15 protein-coding genes and 1 riboswitch are annotated in these 14,542 nt (G+C 69.6%); of the genes, 13 read left to right on the forward strand and 2 right to left on the reverse strand.

The window, feature by feature from the left end; genetic code table 11:
* The first annotated feature begins 1 nt into the window (after window position 1).
* The 13 genes from ACFC06_RS15690 to ACFC06_RS15750 all read left to right on the forward strand — a co-directional run bounded on the left by ACFC06_RS15690 (window position 2) and on the right by ACFC06_RS15750 (window position 13,656).
* Complete coding sequence (locus ACFC06_RS15690) at window positions 2-592, forward strand: peptide deformylase (RefSeq protein ID WP_375930920.1); 591 nt, start codon at window positions 2-4, stop codon at window positions 590-592.
* Window positions 582-1,544, forward strand: coding sequence for a GNAT family N-acetyltransferase (locus ACFC06_RS15695; RefSeq protein WP_375930923.1), 963 nt, complete (start codon window positions 582-584; stop codon window positions 1,542-1,544). Before ACFC06_RS15690 ends, ACFC06_RS15695 begins: the two co-directional genes overlap by 11 nt.
* 21 nt (window positions 1,545-1,565) lie before the next feature.
* Window positions 1,566-2,381, forward strand: a complete 816-nt coding sequence (locus tag ACFC06_RS15700; RefSeq protein WP_375930926.1) for an exodeoxyribonuclease III — start codon at window positions 1,566-1,568, stop codon at window positions 2,379-2,381.
* 66 nt (window positions 2,382-2,447) lie between these two features.
* Complete coding sequence (locus ACFC06_RS15705; RefSeq protein WP_375930929.1) at window positions 2,448-3,650, forward strand: homogentisate 1,2-dioxygenase; 1,203 nt, start codon at window positions 2,448-2,450, stop codon at window positions 3,648-3,650.
* Window positions 3,647-4,861, forward strand: coding sequence for a fumarylacetoacetase (fahA, locus tag ACFC06_RS15710; protein WP_375930931.1), 1,215 nt, complete (start codon window positions 3,647-3,649; stop codon window positions 4,859-4,861). The genes ACFC06_RS15705 and fahA overlap by 4 nt, the downstream gene beginning before the upstream one ends.
* 26 nt (window positions 4,862-4,887) lie before the next feature.
* On the forward strand, window positions 4,888-5,070 hold the full coding sequence (locus ACFC06_RS15715) for a hypothetical protein (RefSeq protein WP_375930933.1): 183 nt from the start codon (window positions 4,888-4,890) through the stop codon (window positions 5,068-5,070).
* 180 nt (window positions 5,071-5,250) lie between these two features.
* The gene (locus ACFC06_RS15720; RefSeq protein WP_375930936.1) at window positions 5,251-7,452 is read left to right on the forward strand and encodes an MMPL family transporter; all 2,202 of its coding nucleotides are present in this window, start codon (window positions 5,251-5,253) and stop codon (window positions 7,450-7,452) included.
* A gap of 190 nt (window positions 7,453-7,642) precedes the next feature.
* A riboswitch (TPP riboswitch) is annotated at window positions 7,643-7,767 on the forward strand.
* Window positions 7,763-9,382, forward strand: coding sequence for a phosphomethylpyrimidine synthase ThiC (gene thiC, locus ACFC06_RS15725; RefSeq protein WP_375930939.1), 1,620 nt, complete (start codon window positions 7,763-7,765; stop codon window positions 9,380-9,382). It overlaps the preceding riboswitch by 5 nt.
* Before the next feature lie 97 nt (window positions 9,383-9,479).
* A complete protein-coding gene (locus tag ACFC06_RS15730; protein ID WP_375930941.1) occupies window positions 9,480-10,922 on the forward strand; it encodes a serine hydrolase domain-containing protein in 1,443 nt (480 codons plus the stop codon).
* Window positions 10,919-11,905 (forward strand): sensor histidine kinase, encoded by a 987-nt coding sequence (locus tag ACFC06_RS15735; protein WP_375930944.1) that lies wholly within the window; start codon window positions 10,919-10,921, stop codon window positions 11,903-11,905. The genes ACFC06_RS15730 and ACFC06_RS15735 overlap by 4 nt, the downstream gene beginning before the upstream one ends.
* Window positions 11,902-12,546: a response regulator gene (locus tag ACFC06_RS15740; RefSeq protein ID WP_375930947.1), complete on the forward strand. Its 645-nt coding sequence runs from the start codon at window positions 11,902-11,904 to the stop codon at window positions 12,544-12,546. Before ACFC06_RS15735 ends, ACFC06_RS15740 begins: the two co-directional genes overlap by 4 nt.
* 56 nt (window positions 12,547-12,602) lie before the next feature.
* Entirely contained in the window at window positions 12,603-12,827 is a 225-nt protein-coding gene (locus ACFC06_RS15745; RefSeq protein WP_375930950.1) for a hypothetical protein, read from the forward strand.
* Between the two features lie 34 nt (window positions 12,828-12,861).
* Window positions 12,862-13,656, forward strand: coding sequence for a thioesterase family protein (locus ACFC06_RS15750; RefSeq protein WP_375930953.1), 795 nt, complete (start codon window positions 12,862-12,864; stop codon window positions 13,654-13,656).
* A 67-nt stretch (window positions 13,657-13,723) separates the two neighbouring features.
* Here ACFC06_RS15750 and ACFC06_RS15755 read toward each other — a convergent pair whose 3' ends face one another.
* Together ACFC06_RS15755 and ACFC06_RS15760 are read right to left on the reverse strand one after the other, a co-directional pair.
* Complete coding sequence (locus tag ACFC06_RS15755; protein WP_375930956.1) at window positions 13,724-14,053, reverse strand: ArsR/SmtB family transcription factor; 330 nt, start codon at window positions 14,051-14,053, stop codon at window positions 13,724-13,726.
* The gene (locus tag ACFC06_RS15760) at window positions 14,043-14,477 is read right to left on the reverse strand and encodes an SRPBCC domain-containing protein (protein WP_375930959.1); all 435 of its coding nucleotides are present in this window, start codon (window positions 14,475-14,477) and stop codon (window positions 14,043-14,045) included. Before ACFC06_RS15760 ends, ACFC06_RS15755 begins: the two co-directional genes overlap by 11 nt.
* Window positions 14,478-14,542: the final 65 nt, after the last annotated feature.

Below are 14,542 nucleotides of genomic sequence, written 5' to 3' on the forward strand. Positions count from 1 at the left end.
CATGGCAATTCTCCCGATCGTGATCGTCGGTGACCCCGTCCTCCACAACCCCACGGCGAAGGTGACGGAGACGCCCGCGGAGCTGGCCCCGCTGATCGCGGACATGTACGACACGCTCGCCGAATCCAAGGGTGTCGGCCTCGCGGCCAACCAGGTCGGCGTCGGCAAGCGGCTGTTCGTCTACGACTGCCCCGATGTCGACGCCGCGGGCAACCAGGTGCGCCGCAAGGGCGTGGTGGTCAACCCCGTCCTGGAGACCTCGGCGATCCCCGAGACCATGCCCGACCCCGACGACGACGAGGAAGGCTGCCTGTCGGTCCCCGGCGAGCAGTTCCCGACCGGTCGCGCCGACTGGGCCAAGGTCACCGGCACCGACGAGAACGGCGACCCGGTCGAACTGGAGGGCACCGGCTTCTTCGCCCGCATGCTCCAGCACGAGGTGGGCCACCTCGACGGCTTCCTCTACGTCGACGTGCTGATCGGCCGCAACGCCCGCGCGGCCAAGAAGGCGATCAAGCGCAACGGCTGGGGCACACCGGGTCTGAGCTGGATCCCCGGCACGGTCCCGGACCCTTTCGGCCATGACGACTGAAATACCTCTCGGCCGCCGCGTCGTGATGCGGTATCAGCTCCCCGAGGGCTATCCCCAGCCGCTCACCGATGTGATCGGCGAGCTGGTCTCGCTGGAGCCGCCTTCGGTGCGTACCGCCGAGGGCGAGCTGGTGTCGGTGGCGCCGGATCGGGTGGTGGCACTGAAAGCGCTGGGCCCCAGGCCGATTCGCACCAAGGAGATCCGTCACCTGGAGACCGCGGCGGCCCTGGCCTGGCCCGGTGCCGCGCACCGGTGGATCGACGGCTGGCTGGTGCGCGCGGGCAACGGGTACACCGGTCGCGCGAATTCCGCGGTGCCGCTGGGCGAGTCGGGCATCCCCGCGACGCTCTCGATCGACACCATGCACCGGATCGCCGACTGGTACACCGAGCAGGGCCTGCCGCTGCTGCTGCAACTGCCCGACCGGCTCGCGCCCGTCCCGCCGGGCTGGAACACCTGGAGCGAGACCGTCGTCCTCGGCCTCGACATCGCGAATTTCGTGCTGCCCCAAGGTCCTTCGATGGTCCGCGTGGCGCCCGCGCCCGACGACGGCTGGCTCACCACCCACCGCTACCGCGGCGAGATCCCCGTCGACCCGTCGGTGCGCGTGCCCGACGTCTCGGTCATCACCGCCGTGCAGGACGGCGTGCTCGGCTTCGCCGCCCTCGGCCTGCCCGAACCCCTCGCCATCGGCCGTGGCGCGGTGACCACCGCACCCGACGGCCGCCGCTGGGTCGGCCTCACCTGCGTCGCGGTGGCCGCCGCGCACCGGCGCAACGGACTGGGCGCGCTGCTGTGCGCCGAGCTCATCCGCTGGGGCGCCGAGCACGGCGCCACCCACGCCTACGTGCAGGTGGAGGTCGGCAATGCCGCCGGTCTCGCGCTCTACCGCGAGCTCGGCTTCCTCGACCACCACACCTACCGCTACGCCGCCCCACCGGGCACGGCCTAGCCCATCGAAGGGGAATCATCCGTGCGATTGGCCACCTGGAACGTCAACTCGATCCGCTCCCGCGTCGACCGGGTGACGGCCTTCCTCGACCGTCACGACATCGACGTGCTGGCGATCCAGGAGACCAAATGCCGTGACGACCAGTTCCCGTTCGAGCAGTTCGACGCCGCGGGCTACGAGGTCGCGCATGTGGGCATCAACCAGTGGAACGGCGTGGCCATCGTCTCGCGGGTCGGGCTCACCGATGTCGAGACCGCTTTTCCGCACCAGCCCGGTTTCGACAAGAACGCCGGTGACTCGCTGATCGAGTCGCCGGTGGTCGAGTCGCGGGCCATCGGCGCGACCTGCGGCGGGGTGCGGGTGTGGAGCCTGTACGTGCCCAACGGCCGCGCCCTCGACGACCCGCACTACGCCTACAAGCTGGACTGGCTCTCGACCCTGCGCGAGCAGGCCAACGACTGGCTGACCACCGACCCGGCCGCCAAGATCGCCCTGGTCGGCGACTGGAACATCGCCCCCACCGACGACGACGTCTGGTCGCCCGCCCTGTTCGAGGGCAAGACCCACACCTCCGCGCCCGAGCGCGCCGCCTTCCAGGCCATGCTCGACACCGGCTACCGCGATGTGATGCGCCCCTTCGCCCCCGGCCCCGGCGTCTACACCTACTGGGACTACACCCAGCTGCGTTTCCCCCGCAAGGAGGGCATGCGCATCGACTTCGTGCTGGCCTCCCCCGCCCTGGCCGACACCGTCACCGACGCCCACGTCGACCGTGAGGAACGCAAAGGCAAGGGCGCCAGCGACCACGCCCCGGTCATCGCCGAGTTCACCGACTGAGCCACCCGCGCGGCGGTACCGTGGTGGCAGGACCATCCGGCCTGCGGCGAAGCGGGAGGTGTGCTCATGTTCTACCGGCGCGTGGGAGCGGTGCCACCGAAACGGCACACGCAGCATCGCGACGAGCGCGGCAATCTCTATTACGAGGAGCTGATGGGCGAGGAGGGTTTCTCCGGCGACTCCTCCCTGCTCTATCACCGTGGCCTGCCGCCCGCCATCGTCGACGCGACGGTCTGGCAGCTCCCCGACCAGACGCTCACCCCCAATCACCCCCTGCACCACCGGCATCTGCGCCTGCCCGAACTCTTCCCCGGTGACACTCCCGCCACCACCGACCCGGTGACCGGCCGCAGGCTGCTGCTCGGCAATGCCGATGTGCGGATCTCCTACGTGGTCGCCAAGGGCGCCTCCCCGCTGTACCGCAATGCCATCGGTGACGAGCTGGTGTACGTGGAATCCGGTGCGGCCGTGGTGGAGAGCGTGTTCGGCGCGCTGTCGGTCACCCGGGGCGATCAGGTGATCATGCCGAGGGCGACGACGCATCGCTGGCTGCCCGTGGGCGAGGAACCACTGCGCACCTATGTCATCGAGGCGTCCAGTCACATCACCCCACCGAAACGCTATCTCTCGAAATTCGGCCAGCTGCTGGAGAATTCGCCGTACTGCGAACGCGACCTGCACGGGCCCACCGAACCGTTGCTCGCCGAGGGCACCGAGATCGAGGTCCTGGTGAAGCACCGGCCGGGCGCCGAGATCGCGGGTACCCGGCTGGTCTACGCGACGCATCCGTTCGATGTGGTCGGCTGGGACGGCTGCCTGTATCCCTTCCGCTTCGACATCGCCGATTTCGAGCCGATCACCGGCCGGATTCATCAGCCCCCGCCCGCGCATCAGGCGTTCGAGGGCAGCAATTTCGTCGTCTGTAATTTCGTGCCGCGCAAGGTGGACTATCACCCGTTGTCGATTCCGGTGCCGTACTACCACTCGAATGTGGATTCCGACGAGATCATGTTCTATTGCGGCGGTGATTACGCGGCGCGCAAGGGTTCCGGCATCACCCAGGGTTCGGTCTCGGTGCATCCGGGCGGATACGCGCACGGGCCGCAGCCGGGCGCCTACGAGCGCAGTATCGGCGCGGAGTTCTTCGACGAACTGGCGGTCATGGTGGACACCTTCCGGCCGCTCCAGCTGGGTGAAGGCGCGCTGGCCTGCGAGGACCCCGATTATGCGTGGACCTGGTCGGGGCGTGGTCCCGAGGCTCGCCGGTGAGCCGCGCGACGGTGCGCGTCGAGGTTCCCGGCGACTCGCTGTTCGGTCCGGAGAACATGCCCTACGGCATCTTCGCGCCACCCGGCGGCGAATTCCGGGTGGGCGTCCGGCTGGGCGAATTCGTCCTGGATCTGGCCGTCCTCCTGGATGATCCGGCCTTCGCCCAGCCCGACCTGAATTCCTTTCTCGCCCAGGGTCCGACCTCTTGGCGTGTGGTGCGCGAGAGATTGCGTGAACTGGCGGATTCACCGCTGCCCGCGGAGGCCGTCCACGCTTTCGATTCGATTCGCACGGCCCTCCCGGTGCGGATCGGCGACTATGTCGACTTCTATGCCAGCCTCGACCATGCCACCAATCTCGGCAGGTTGTTCCGGCCCGATGCCGAACCGCTGCTGCCGAATTGGCGTCATCTTCCGGTGGGTTACCACGGCAGGGCGGGCACCGTCGTAGTCTCCGGGACGCCGGTGGTCCGGCCGTGCGGGCAGCGCCGAACCGATTCCGGTGCACCGGAATTCGGTCCGTCACGGCGGCTCGATATCGAAGCCGAGCTGGGTTTCGTCGTCGGAACGGCTTCGCGGCAGGGCGAACCGGTCTCCGTCGACGACTTCGGCGACCATGTCTTCGGTGTCGCCCTGGTGAACGACTGGTCGGCCCGCGATATCCAGGCGTGGGAATACCAGCCGCTCGGGCCCTTTCTCGGAAAGTCTTTCGCGACTTCCCTGTCGGCGTGGATCACTCCGCTGGCCGCACTGGCACGGGCGCGTGTGCCACTGCCGCCGCAGGAACCCGAGCCGCTCCCCTACCTGCTCGGCACCGACGACCACGGCTTCGACATCGACCTGGCCGTCACCTGGAACGGCGAAACAGTCTCACGTCCACCGTATGCGCGCATGTACTGGTCGCCCGCGCAGATGCTGGCCCACCTCACCGCCAACGGCGCCTCGATCCGCCCCGGCGACCTCTACGCCTCGGGCACCATCTCCGGTCCGGAACGGGACCAGCGCGGATCTTTCATCGAATTATCTTGGGGTGGCATCGAACCCGTCACCGTCGGCGACGCACCGCACACCTTCCTCACCGACGGCGACGAGGTGACCATCACCGCCACCGCCCCCGGCACGGCGGGCAGGCCGATCGGCCTCGGCGCGGTCGGTGGCACCATTCTGGCTGCCCACGAACCCGGCCCCCAGGAATTCAGGTCTGCCGGGTAACCGGGCCCGCCTCCTACATTGACCGCATGAAACTTCGTTTGGCCCTCTTCGGCGGTATCGCCGTCGCCCTCGTTCAGCTCCCCCTGGCCGCGCCCGCCTCGGCGGAATGCGGTCCGCATCCGGTGCCGTGCGAGCCCAGCTCCGCCGCCGCGGCGAGCACTTTCCTGGATGCCCTCGAGGGACTCTTCACCGGATCGGGCGGGCGGTAACCACGGCTCCGGCATCCACCCAGGGGCGGAGATAGTACTCCGTGCTACTCCGCCCCGAGGTGGTTTCGGAAGTATTTCGGTGCGGGCTACGGTGACGGTCGACGTTCACCGAGAGAGAGCCCGACGATGTTGACGAGAATCGCCCGCGCCGCCGTTGGCCGACCACGGTTGGTGGTCGCGGTGGCGTTGTTGCTGATGGTGTTGTGTGGCGCGATCGGCGCCACGGTGCACTCGCATATGAAATCGGGCGGATTCGTCACCGACGATCTCGAATCGGTGCGCGCCAGCCAGTACCTGAGCGAGCACTTCCCGGGCAGCGAGCCCAACTTCGTCCTCACCGTCACCGCCGAGGACGGCCCCGACTCCCCCGCCGCCGAAGCGGCCGCCGACGCCGCCGTCGCGAAGCTGCGCGCCCATCCCACCGAGGTGAGCGGCGTCCAGTCCTACTGGGACGCCCGCCCCGACCTGCGCCAGGCGCTGCGCAGCACCGACGGCAAGCGCGCGCTGATCCTGGCCAGCATCGAGGGCGACGACGCCGAGCTGCCCGAACGCGCGGGCAAGCTCAGCGAGGAACTCGAGATCGACGGCCCGGTGACCATCCGCGCCGGCGGCCTAGGCGCCACCTTCGCCGATATCAACACCCAGATCAGCAAGGACCTGGTGATCGCCGAGGCCATCGCCATCCCGGTGACCGGCCTGCTGCTGGCACTGGTCTTCGGCAGTGTGGTCGCGGCCGCGCTGCCGGTGGCGATCGGCCTGTTCGCCATCGCGGCCGCGCTGGGCATCCTGCGCGTGCTCACCTCGCTCACCGATGTGTCGATCTTCGCGCTGAACATGACCACCGCGCTCGGCCTGGCGCTGGCCATCGACTACAGCCTGTTCATCGTCAGCCGGTACCGCGAGGAACTCACCGCCGGTGCCACCCCGACGGCGGCGGTGATCCGCTCCATCCAGACCGCGGGCCGCACGGTGGTGTACTCGGCGCTGGTGGTGGCGCTGTCGCTGTCGGCACTGCTGGTGTTCCCGCAGTACTTCTTCAAGTCCTTCGCCTACGCGGGCATCGCTGTGGTCGCGGCGGCCACGGCGGCGGCCGTGATCGTGCTGCCCGCCCTGCTCATCCTGGTCGGCGACCGGATCAATGCCGGTGACCTGCGCGGCCCGCTGCGCAAGCTGTTCCGGCGGCCGCCGCGCGTGGAGAAGGAGCCGCGGCAGACCTTCTGGTACCGCCTGGTGGTCGCGGTGATGAAGCGTCCGCTGCCGATCGCGCTGGCCACCACCGCGTTCCTGCTGCTGCTCGGCTCGCCGTTCCTGGGTGTGCAGTTCGGCTATCCGGATGACCGCGCGCTGCCCGCCGACGTGGCCAGCCGCCAGGTCGGTGACATCCTGCGCACCGAGTTCGACGCCGATATGGCCGCGAGCGCGACCGTCGTGCTGCCGGAGTTCCACGGCACCCCGGAGCAGCTGGACGCCTACGCCCGCGAGCTGTCGAAGGTGCCCGATGTGCCGGCCGTGCTCAGCAGCGCCGCCGTGTACCGCAACGGCCTGCGCGTGGCCGCGGGCGTGCCGGAGATGTCGGACCCGCAGGCGGGCGCCTATCTCTCGGTGGGCACCCGGCTCGACCCGTACTCCGACGCGGGCACCGCCCAGCTCGACGCCCTGCGCGCCGTCGAGGCACCGTCGCAGGCCCTGCTGACCGGCCCGGCCGCGCTCAACCAGGACTCCGTCACCGCGATCACCGGCAAGCTGCCGCTGGCGGGCGCGCTGATCGCCATCACCACGCTCATCCTGCTGTTCCTGTTCACCGGCAGCGTGGTGCTCCCGGTGAAGGCGCTGGCGCTGAACATGCTCTCGCTGGCGGCCACCTTCGGCGCGATGGTGTGGATCTTCCAGGAGGGCAACCTGGCCGGGCTGCTCGGCTTCACCGCCACCGGCACCCTCAACCTGGCCATGCCCATCCTGATGTTCAGCCTCGCCTTCGGCGCCTCCATGGACTACGAGGTGTTCCTGCTCTCCCGCATCCGCGAGGAGTGGCTGGCCGGTCCCAAGACCACCGCGGGCAATACCGAGGCCGTCGCCATGGGCGTGGCCCGCACCGGCCGCATCTTCACCGCCGCCGCGCTGCTGATGAGCATCGTGTTCCTGGGTGTGGCCAGCTCCGGGGTGTCGATGATGAAGCTGTTCGGCCTGGGCTGCGCGCTGGCGGTGATCAGCGACGCGACCGTCATCCGGGGGCTGCTGGCCCCGGCGCTCATGCGGATGATGGGCCGCTGGAACTGGTGGGCACCCAAGCCACTGGTCAGGCTGCACAACAGGTTCGGGCTCGACGAATCGGAGGAACCCGCGGCTCCGGCACCACAGCTGGAAAAGGTGGGCGCTCGTTAGCGCCGAGCGGGAACGCACGCCTACACTGCTAAGCGCCACGCACGCCCCGACCTCGAGGAGGGGCTCGCCGCGCCAGCGGCGGTTCGCGGCCGTCCCGCCGATGGGAGGTCGTTGCGTAGGCGACGAAGGAGCAAGCAACGGCCTCCCATCGGCGGGACATAAGGGGCCGCGAACTCGAGCGCGCCAGCGCTCCAACAAGCACGGGGGCTCGCACCAGCGGGCTGAGAGGACGGCTAGCCCATTTTCGGGCGTTCAGGGCTGTCGACCGTATGAACCTGACCGGGTAATGCCGGCGTAGGGAGGAACCACCATGGGCACAGCCACGTCTGTCACCACCGGCCCGATCGAGGGCAGCGTCAAGCACTACAAAGAGGTCGACGGCCTGCGTATTCCGGTGCGCCGGATCAACCTCACCAACGGCGATCACTTCGACGTCTTCGACACCTCCGGCCCGTACACCGACGACACGGCGGTGATCGATCTCGAGGCCGGTCTGCCGAAACTGCGCGACGAGTGGGACCGGCCCACCGTCGACGGCCCACCCACCCAGCTGCACTGGGCGCGCCAGGGCATCGTCACCCCGGAGATGCGTTTCATCGCCGCCCGCGAGGGCGTCGCGCCGGAACTGGTGCGCGAGGAGGTCGCCGCCGGTCGCGCGGTGATCCCGGCCAACCACCGGCACCCGGAGCTCGAGCCGACCATCATCGGCAAGAAGTTCCTGGTCAAGATCAATGCCAATATCGGCAACTCGGCGGTGTCGTCCTCGATCGCCGAGGAAGTCGAGAAGATGGTGTGGGCCTCGCGCTGGGGCGCCGACACCATCATGGACCTGTCCACCGGCAAGAACATCCACGAGACCCGCGAGTGGATTCTGCGCAATTCCCCCGTCCCGATCGGCACCGTGCCGATCTACCAGGCGCTGGAGAAGGTGAACGGCGATCCCACCAAGCTCACCTGGGAGTTGTACCGCGACACCGTGATCGAGCAGTGTGAGCAGGGCGTGGACTACATGACCGTGCACGCGGGCGTGCTGCTGCGCTACATCCCGCTCACGGCCAAGCGCGTCACCGGCATCGTCTCGCGCGGCGGGTCCATCATGGCCGCGTGGTGTCTGGCCCACCACCAGGAATCGTTCCTGTACACGCACTTCCGCGAACTGTGCGAGATCCTGGCGCGCTACGACGTCACCTTCTCCCTCGGTGACGGCCTGCGTCCCGGCTCCATCGCCGACGCCAACGACGAGGCCCAGTTCGCCGAACTGCGCACCCTGGGCGAGCTCACCAAGATCGCGAAATCCTATGGCGTGCAGGTGATGATCGAGGGCCCCGGCCACGTGCCCATGCACAAGATCGTGGAGAACGTGCGGCTCGAGGAAGAGCTCTGTGAGGAGGCCCCGTTCTACACCCTGGGCCCGCTGGCCACCGATATCGCGCCCGCCTACGACCACATCACCTCGGCCATCGGCGCCGCGATCATCGCCCAGGCGGGCACCGCCATGCTCTGCTACGTCACCCCGAAGGAGCATCTGGGCCTGCCCAACCGCGACGACGTCAAGGTCGGCGTGATCACCTACAAGATCGCCGCCCACGCCGCCGACCTGGCCAAGGGCCACCCGCACGCCCAGGACCGCGACAACGAATTGTCCAAGGCCCGTTTCGAATTCCGCTGGCACGACCAGTTCGCGCTCTCGCTCGACCCGGACACCGCCCGCGAATACCACGACGAGACGCTGCCCGCCGAGCCCGCCAAGACCGCCCATTTCTGCTCCATGTGCGGCCCCAAGTTCTGCTCCATGCGCATCTCCGCCGACGTGCGCGAATACGCCGAGAAGCAGGGCCTCACCGATGTGGCGGCCATCGAAGCGGGCATGGCCGAGAAGTCGGCCGAGTTCGCCGACCAGGGCAACAAGGTCTACCTGCCGGTCGTCTGAGCCCCCGGTATCCGGCCCACGCGTATCGACTTTCGTAGGGGGCGGTCGATCCGTTCGGCGGCATCGCCGAGGTGGGCCGGATACCTAGTTTCGGTGCATGCGCAACAGAGTTGGGGTGCTGGTCGCCCTGGCCGGGGTCGTCGGCGGGCTGTTCCTGCCGACGACCGCCGCGGCCGAACCCACACGAAATACCTTGTCCGCCCGCGCGTTCGATGAGTTCTCGGCGCGCGCGGCGACCGATACCGGGCTGCCGGGAGTCTCGGTGGTGATCACCAGGGACGGGCAGATCGTGCACGCGGCGGGATACGGGCACGACTCCACCGGCGCGCCGATCACCGCCCACACCCCGATGCGCGTCGCCTCGCTGACGAAGGCGTTCACGGCCATGGCGGTGATGACGCTGGTCGAGGACGGCGCCATCGGACTCGACCGGCCGGTGGCGGACCAGCTGCCCGAGTTCCGGACCGCCGATCCGCGCTCGGACCGAATCACCGTGCGCCAGTTGCTGAACCAGACCTCGGGCTTGTCCGACCGTGGCGCCGATATCGGCGCCACCGCGACCGCCGGGTCGCTCCAGCAGTACACCGCCACCCTCCGGACCGCGACACTCACCGCCGAGCCGGGCACCCGCTGGGCCTACACGAACGTCAACTACAACCTCGCCGCACGCCTGGTCGAGGTGGCGAGCGGATCGGACTTCGGGGAGTTCGTGCGGCAGCGCATCTTCACCCCCCTCGGCATGCCGGACTCGGCCCTCGACGACGACACCATCACTCCCGCAGCGGGTTTCAACTCCCTGTTCGGCCAGTGGATCGCCCGCGACGAACTCCCCGGTTTCCTCGACGGCAGCGGCAGCGGCGGCGTGATCACCACGGCCGCCGACCTGGGCCGCTGGCTGATCACCCACTCCGGCGACGGTCCGCAACTGGTGCGCCCCGAAAACCTGGCACTGATGCACGCCCCGACCCCGGTGCGCGACTACGGCATGGGCTGGGGGCTCGACAGCGACCACGGCGCACCGCTGATCACCCATTCCGGCAACCTGTTCACCTACACCTCGGCCGCCGCGCTGGACCCGTCCACCGGCTACGGCTTCGCGGTCCTGGTCAACAGCGCCGCCCTGCACGACGACGCGTACGAGATCCTCACCGGGCTGGTCGCACTGGGCCGGGGCGAGCATCCCGCACCGCTGGTCGACACCCGGTCGCGCATCGAAGCCCTCCTCGTGGCGGTCATCGCGGGCGCGCTCGGGCTCGGTATCGCCGGGGTGGTCCGCTCCCGCCGGTGGGCCGACCGGCGCAGGCGCTCCCGGTGGTGGTGGACGGTGCTGCGCTGCCTGCCCGCCGCCGCGCCGATCGCCCTGTTCGCGGCCTTCCCCCAGGCGTTGTCGGTACTGATGAACGGGCGAACGGTCACCTGGGCGCAACTCACCTACTTCCCCGCACCACTCACCATCACCCTGTTGATCTGCGCGTTCGCCGGGGCGGCGACCCTGACCGCCCGCCTGCTCCGGCTGCGCTCGCTAGGCTCGCTCCGATGAGGAACTACGCCGGGCTCACGCTGATCGCGGCCGCGTGCGCGCTCAACGGTTTCTTCCTCGACGCCCTGCCCGCCTGGCGTCAGGCGGTGTTCGCCGGACTCGCCGTCGCCGCCTACCTGTACGGCCGCCGTGTGCCGGTCGGCCGTGGCTGGCTGGTGCAGGCCGTCGTCGCGGTACCCGCGCTGGTCTACTGCGCGGTGGATTTCTCCGTCGGCGTCGGGGCGATGCTGAGCCAAGGGGTGTTCGTCGTGCTGCCGTGGCTGGCCGGTCGGTTCCGCGGGCAGCAGGCGGAGCTGATCGTCGCGGGCCGGGAGCGGGTCGCCCGGCTCGAACAGGAGCAGGCGCTGATCGCCGAACGGGTCGCCCTGGGCGAGCGCGCGCGCATCGCCGCCGACATGCACGATTCGCTCGGGCACGATCTCGCCCTCATCGCCCTGCACGCCGGTGCGCTCGAACTGTCGGCCGACCTCACGGAGCCGAACCGCGCTGCCGCGCAACGGCTACGGGCCGCCGCGGTCACCGCGACCGATCGCCTGCGCGGCACCGTGGCGGTGCTGCGGGACGGTGCCGCGTCGTCCACGCCGCGCGACGAGCCCGTCAGCGCGCTGGTGGAACGCGCCGTCGACGCGGGCATGCGGGTCGACCTGCGCCTCCCGGAGGATGGAGAACCCCTGCCGCCCTTGACGGATCGCGCGATCTACCGGGTGGTCCAGGAATCTCTGACCAATGCCGCCCGCCACGTACCCGGCGCTCCGGTGACGATCACCGTCGACCGGACACCGGAAGACGCCACCATCATCATCGCGAATCCCCTCCGCGACAGCGCAATCCCCGTGATCGAGCGCGAGGCCGCCGGACGCCGACCCGGGAGCGGCCTCGCCGGACTGCGCGAGCAGGCCCAGCTGGTCGGGGGCACGTTGACCGCCGGACCCGACGGCCGCGACTTCGTCGTACGAGCCCAGTTCCCCACGGCAGCACCATGATCCGCGTCCTGCTCGCCGACGACGAGGTGATGATCCGCGCCGGTATCCGTTCGATCCTCACCACCGACCCCGCCATCGACGTCGTCGCCGAGGCCGGTGACGGCCGCGAAGCGGTCGAACTGACCCGCGCGCACCGGCCCGATGTGGTGCTGATGGATGTGCGGATGCCGGGACTGGACGGCCTGACCGCCGCGGCCCAGGTGCGGGACCTGGCCGCCGTCATCATCCTCACCACCTTCGACGAGGACGACTACGTCACCGCCGCACTCGACGCGGGCGCCGCCGGATTCCTGCTCAAGGCGTCCGACCCCCGGGAACTGCTGCTCGGTGTCCACGCGGTCGCCGGCGGCGGCGCCTACCTGTCTCCGCGCATCGCGAAGAAGGTGATCGCCCGCTGGGACGGTGGCGGCTTCGCCAACGGGTCCGCGGCGCGGGCACGGATCGCCGGGCTCACCGAACGGGAACGGGCCGTGCTCGCCGGTGTCGGGCGCGGCCTGTCCAACCAGGACATCGGCGCGGAACTGTTCGTGGCGGAGTCCACGGTGAAGGCCCACGTCAGCGGCATCCTGCGCCGCCTCGGCCTGAACAACCGCGTCCAGGCCGCCATCCTCGCCCACGAGGCTGGTCTGACCGGCCGCTGACATGCCCCCGGATTTCGGGGGCATCGCGTATCCGCGCCGGTCAGTAAGGTGCAGGCATGTCTGCTCGTATGAAACGTCTCGCCGCCGGTGCCCTCGCGGCCGCCGCCGTGTCCATCGCCGCCCCGCTCGGGTCCGCCCAGGCGGCCGCGCCGCTGCCGGTGGCCGACAGTGGGTCCTCGTCGCTGGGTTGCACGTCCACCGACATCAACCCGTGCCCGATCCGTCCGCTGCTCGATCTGTGGACCTCGCTGCTGAGCGGTTCCTCCGGCGGCGGTCAGTAGGACCCCACCCCGGCTCCCGGGTAGCGTCGGCGGTATGGCCGATGCCTTCTATCTTCCGGACCCGGCTGATCCGGGCCGGTTCGAGTCGACCGAGCTCACCCGGGGGCCGTGGTCGCCCGACGCGCAGCATGCCGGGCCGCCCTCGGCGCTACTCGGGCACGTGATCGAACGGTGCGCCCCGCGCGACGGGTTCCAGGTGGGCCGGGTCGCGGTGGAGATCCTCGGGCCGGTGCCGCTGGCCCCGCTGACAGCGCGGGCGGAGGTGGTGCGGTCGGGGCGCAGTGTGGAGCTGATCGAGGCGACACTGTCGACCGAGCGCGGGCCGGTCATGCGGGCCACCGCGTGGCGGCTCAAACTCGCCGACCCGCCGCTGGACCTGCCGGTGGAATTCCTGCCCAGCGGCTCCCGGACCCTGCCCGCGGAGACCGCACCGGAGATGTTCCCGTCGGATCAGCCGATCGGCTTCCACACCGGCATCGAATACCGGTTCACCGCAGGCACTTTCGCGCGGCCCGGTCCGGCGGTATGCTGGATCCGGTTGAAGTACCCGATCGTCGCGGGGACCACGCCGAGTCCGCTGGAACGCACCCTGGCCGCCGCCGATTCCGGCAATGGCGTGAGTTCGGTGCTGGATTGGTCGAAGTACCTGTTCATCAATACCGATCTGACGGTGAGCCTGCATCGTCGGCCGATCGGCGAGTGGGTGTGCCTGGACGCGGTCACCCATCCCCAGCCGCACGGGATCGGTCTGGCCGAATCGGCCCTGTTCGATGAGACCGGGCCGATCGGCCGCAGCACTCAAACGCTGCTCATCGCCCCGCGCGGGTAGTCCGTGCGCGGTGTCCGGACCCGCTACCAGGCCGGACTCGCGTCACTGCTCGATCCGTCCATCCGGCTCAGCCGTCCAGGTGCCTGCGTAGCGCGTCGAGCGGTCCGTCCCAGTCCCTGGCCAGCGCCGCCAGGAACTGCTGGGCCACCCGCATGGGCGCCGAGTCGAGGCGGTAGCGCACCCGGCGCCGCTCCCCCGGTTCCGCGACCACCAGGCCCGCATCGGCCAGCAGCGCAAGGTGTTTGGCGATCGCCTGCCGGGTGATGGGCAGGCGATCGGCCAGGTCGGTCGCGGTGGCGGGGCCGTCGGCGGAGAGCGTGGCCAGGACCGCGCGCCTGCTCGGATCGGCCAGCGCGACGAAGACCCGCTCGGCGGTGGCCTCCGGTTCAGGCCGCATCGAGGTATTCGACCAACTCACCCAGTTCACTCTTCCAGCCGTCGGTATTGCCGCCGAAGGCCGCCTGGTACGCCTCCTCGGGCAGCTGCGCGAAACCGCTCTCCACCACCGTCAACCGTGTTCCCGCACCGGCCGGTTCGAGGGTGAACTCCACATACGTGCGGCGCGGGTCGTCCTCGGGCAGGCCGTAGATGTGCCAGGTGAAGCCGAACACCGAGGGTTCTTCCACCCGTTCCACCCGCATGTTCGCCACGTGGCCGCCCTCGGTCCATGTCATCCGCGCCGTGCCGCCGGGACGCAGGTCGATGGTGGCGGTGTCGCCGAACCAGCTCGCGAGTCCTTCCGCGGTGGTGATCGCGGCCCACACCTTCACCGGCGGATGGGCGAGCTCGACGGTCCGCACGATCTGATCAGGAAAGCCCATGATCTCCTCCTTTATAGCAACCAATTAGTTGCTATCCAATATATAGCAACCACTTGATTGCATCA

The organism is Nocardia sp. NPDC056064, assembly GCF_042266925.1.
Lineage (GTDB): Bacteria > Actinomycetota > Actinomycetes > Mycobacteriales > Mycobacteriaceae > Nocardia.

Coding starts and splice junctions, on each gene's coding strand:
- ACFC06_RS15745 (WP_375930950.1), top strand. CDS start 12,603: ATGTCTGCTCGTATGAAACGTCTCGCCGCCGGTGCCCTCGCGGCCGCC.
- ACFC06_RS15750 (WP_375930953.1), top strand. CDS start 12,862: ATGGCCGATGCCTTCTATCTTCCGGACCCGGCTGATCCGGGCCGGTTC.
- ACFC06_RS15695 (WP_375930923.1), top strand. CDS start 582: ATGACGACTGAAATACCTCTCGGCCGCCGCGTCGTGATGCGGTATCAG.
- ACFC06_RS15715 (WP_375930933.1), top strand. CDS start 4,888: ATGAAACTTCGTTTGGCCCTCTTCGGCGGTATCGCCGTCGCCCTCGTT.
- ACFC06_RS15705 (WP_375930929.1), top strand. CDS start 2,448: ATGTTCTACCGGCGCGTGGGAGCGGTGCCACCGAAACGGCACACGCAG.
- ACFC06_RS15730 (WP_375930941.1), top strand. CDS start 9,480: ATGCGCAACAGAGTTGGGGTGCTGGTCGCCCTGGCCGGGGTCGTCGGC.
- ACFC06_RS15755 (WP_375930956.1), bottom strand. CDS start 14,053: ATGCGGCCTGAACCGGAGGCCACCGCCGAGCGGGTCTTCGTCGCGCTG.
- ACFC06_RS15690 (WP_375930920.1), top strand. CDS start 2: ATGGCAATTCTCCCGATCGTGATCGTCGGTGACCCCGTCCTCCACAAC.
- ACFC06_RS15740 (WP_375930947.1), top strand. CDS start 11,902: ATGATCCGCGTCCTGCTCGCCGACGACGAGGTGATGATCCGCGCCGGT.
- ACFC06_RS15760 (WP_375930959.1), bottom strand. CDS start 14,477: ATGGGCTTTCCTGATCAGATCGTGCGGACCGTCGAGCTCGCCCATCCG.
- thiC (WP_375930939.1), top strand. CDS start 7,763: ATGGGCACAGCCACGTCTGTCACCACCGGCCCGATCGAGGGCAGCGTC.
- ACFC06_RS15735 (WP_375930944.1), top strand. CDS start 10,919: ATGAGGAACTACGCCGGGCTCACGCTGATCGCGGCCGCGTGCGCGCTC.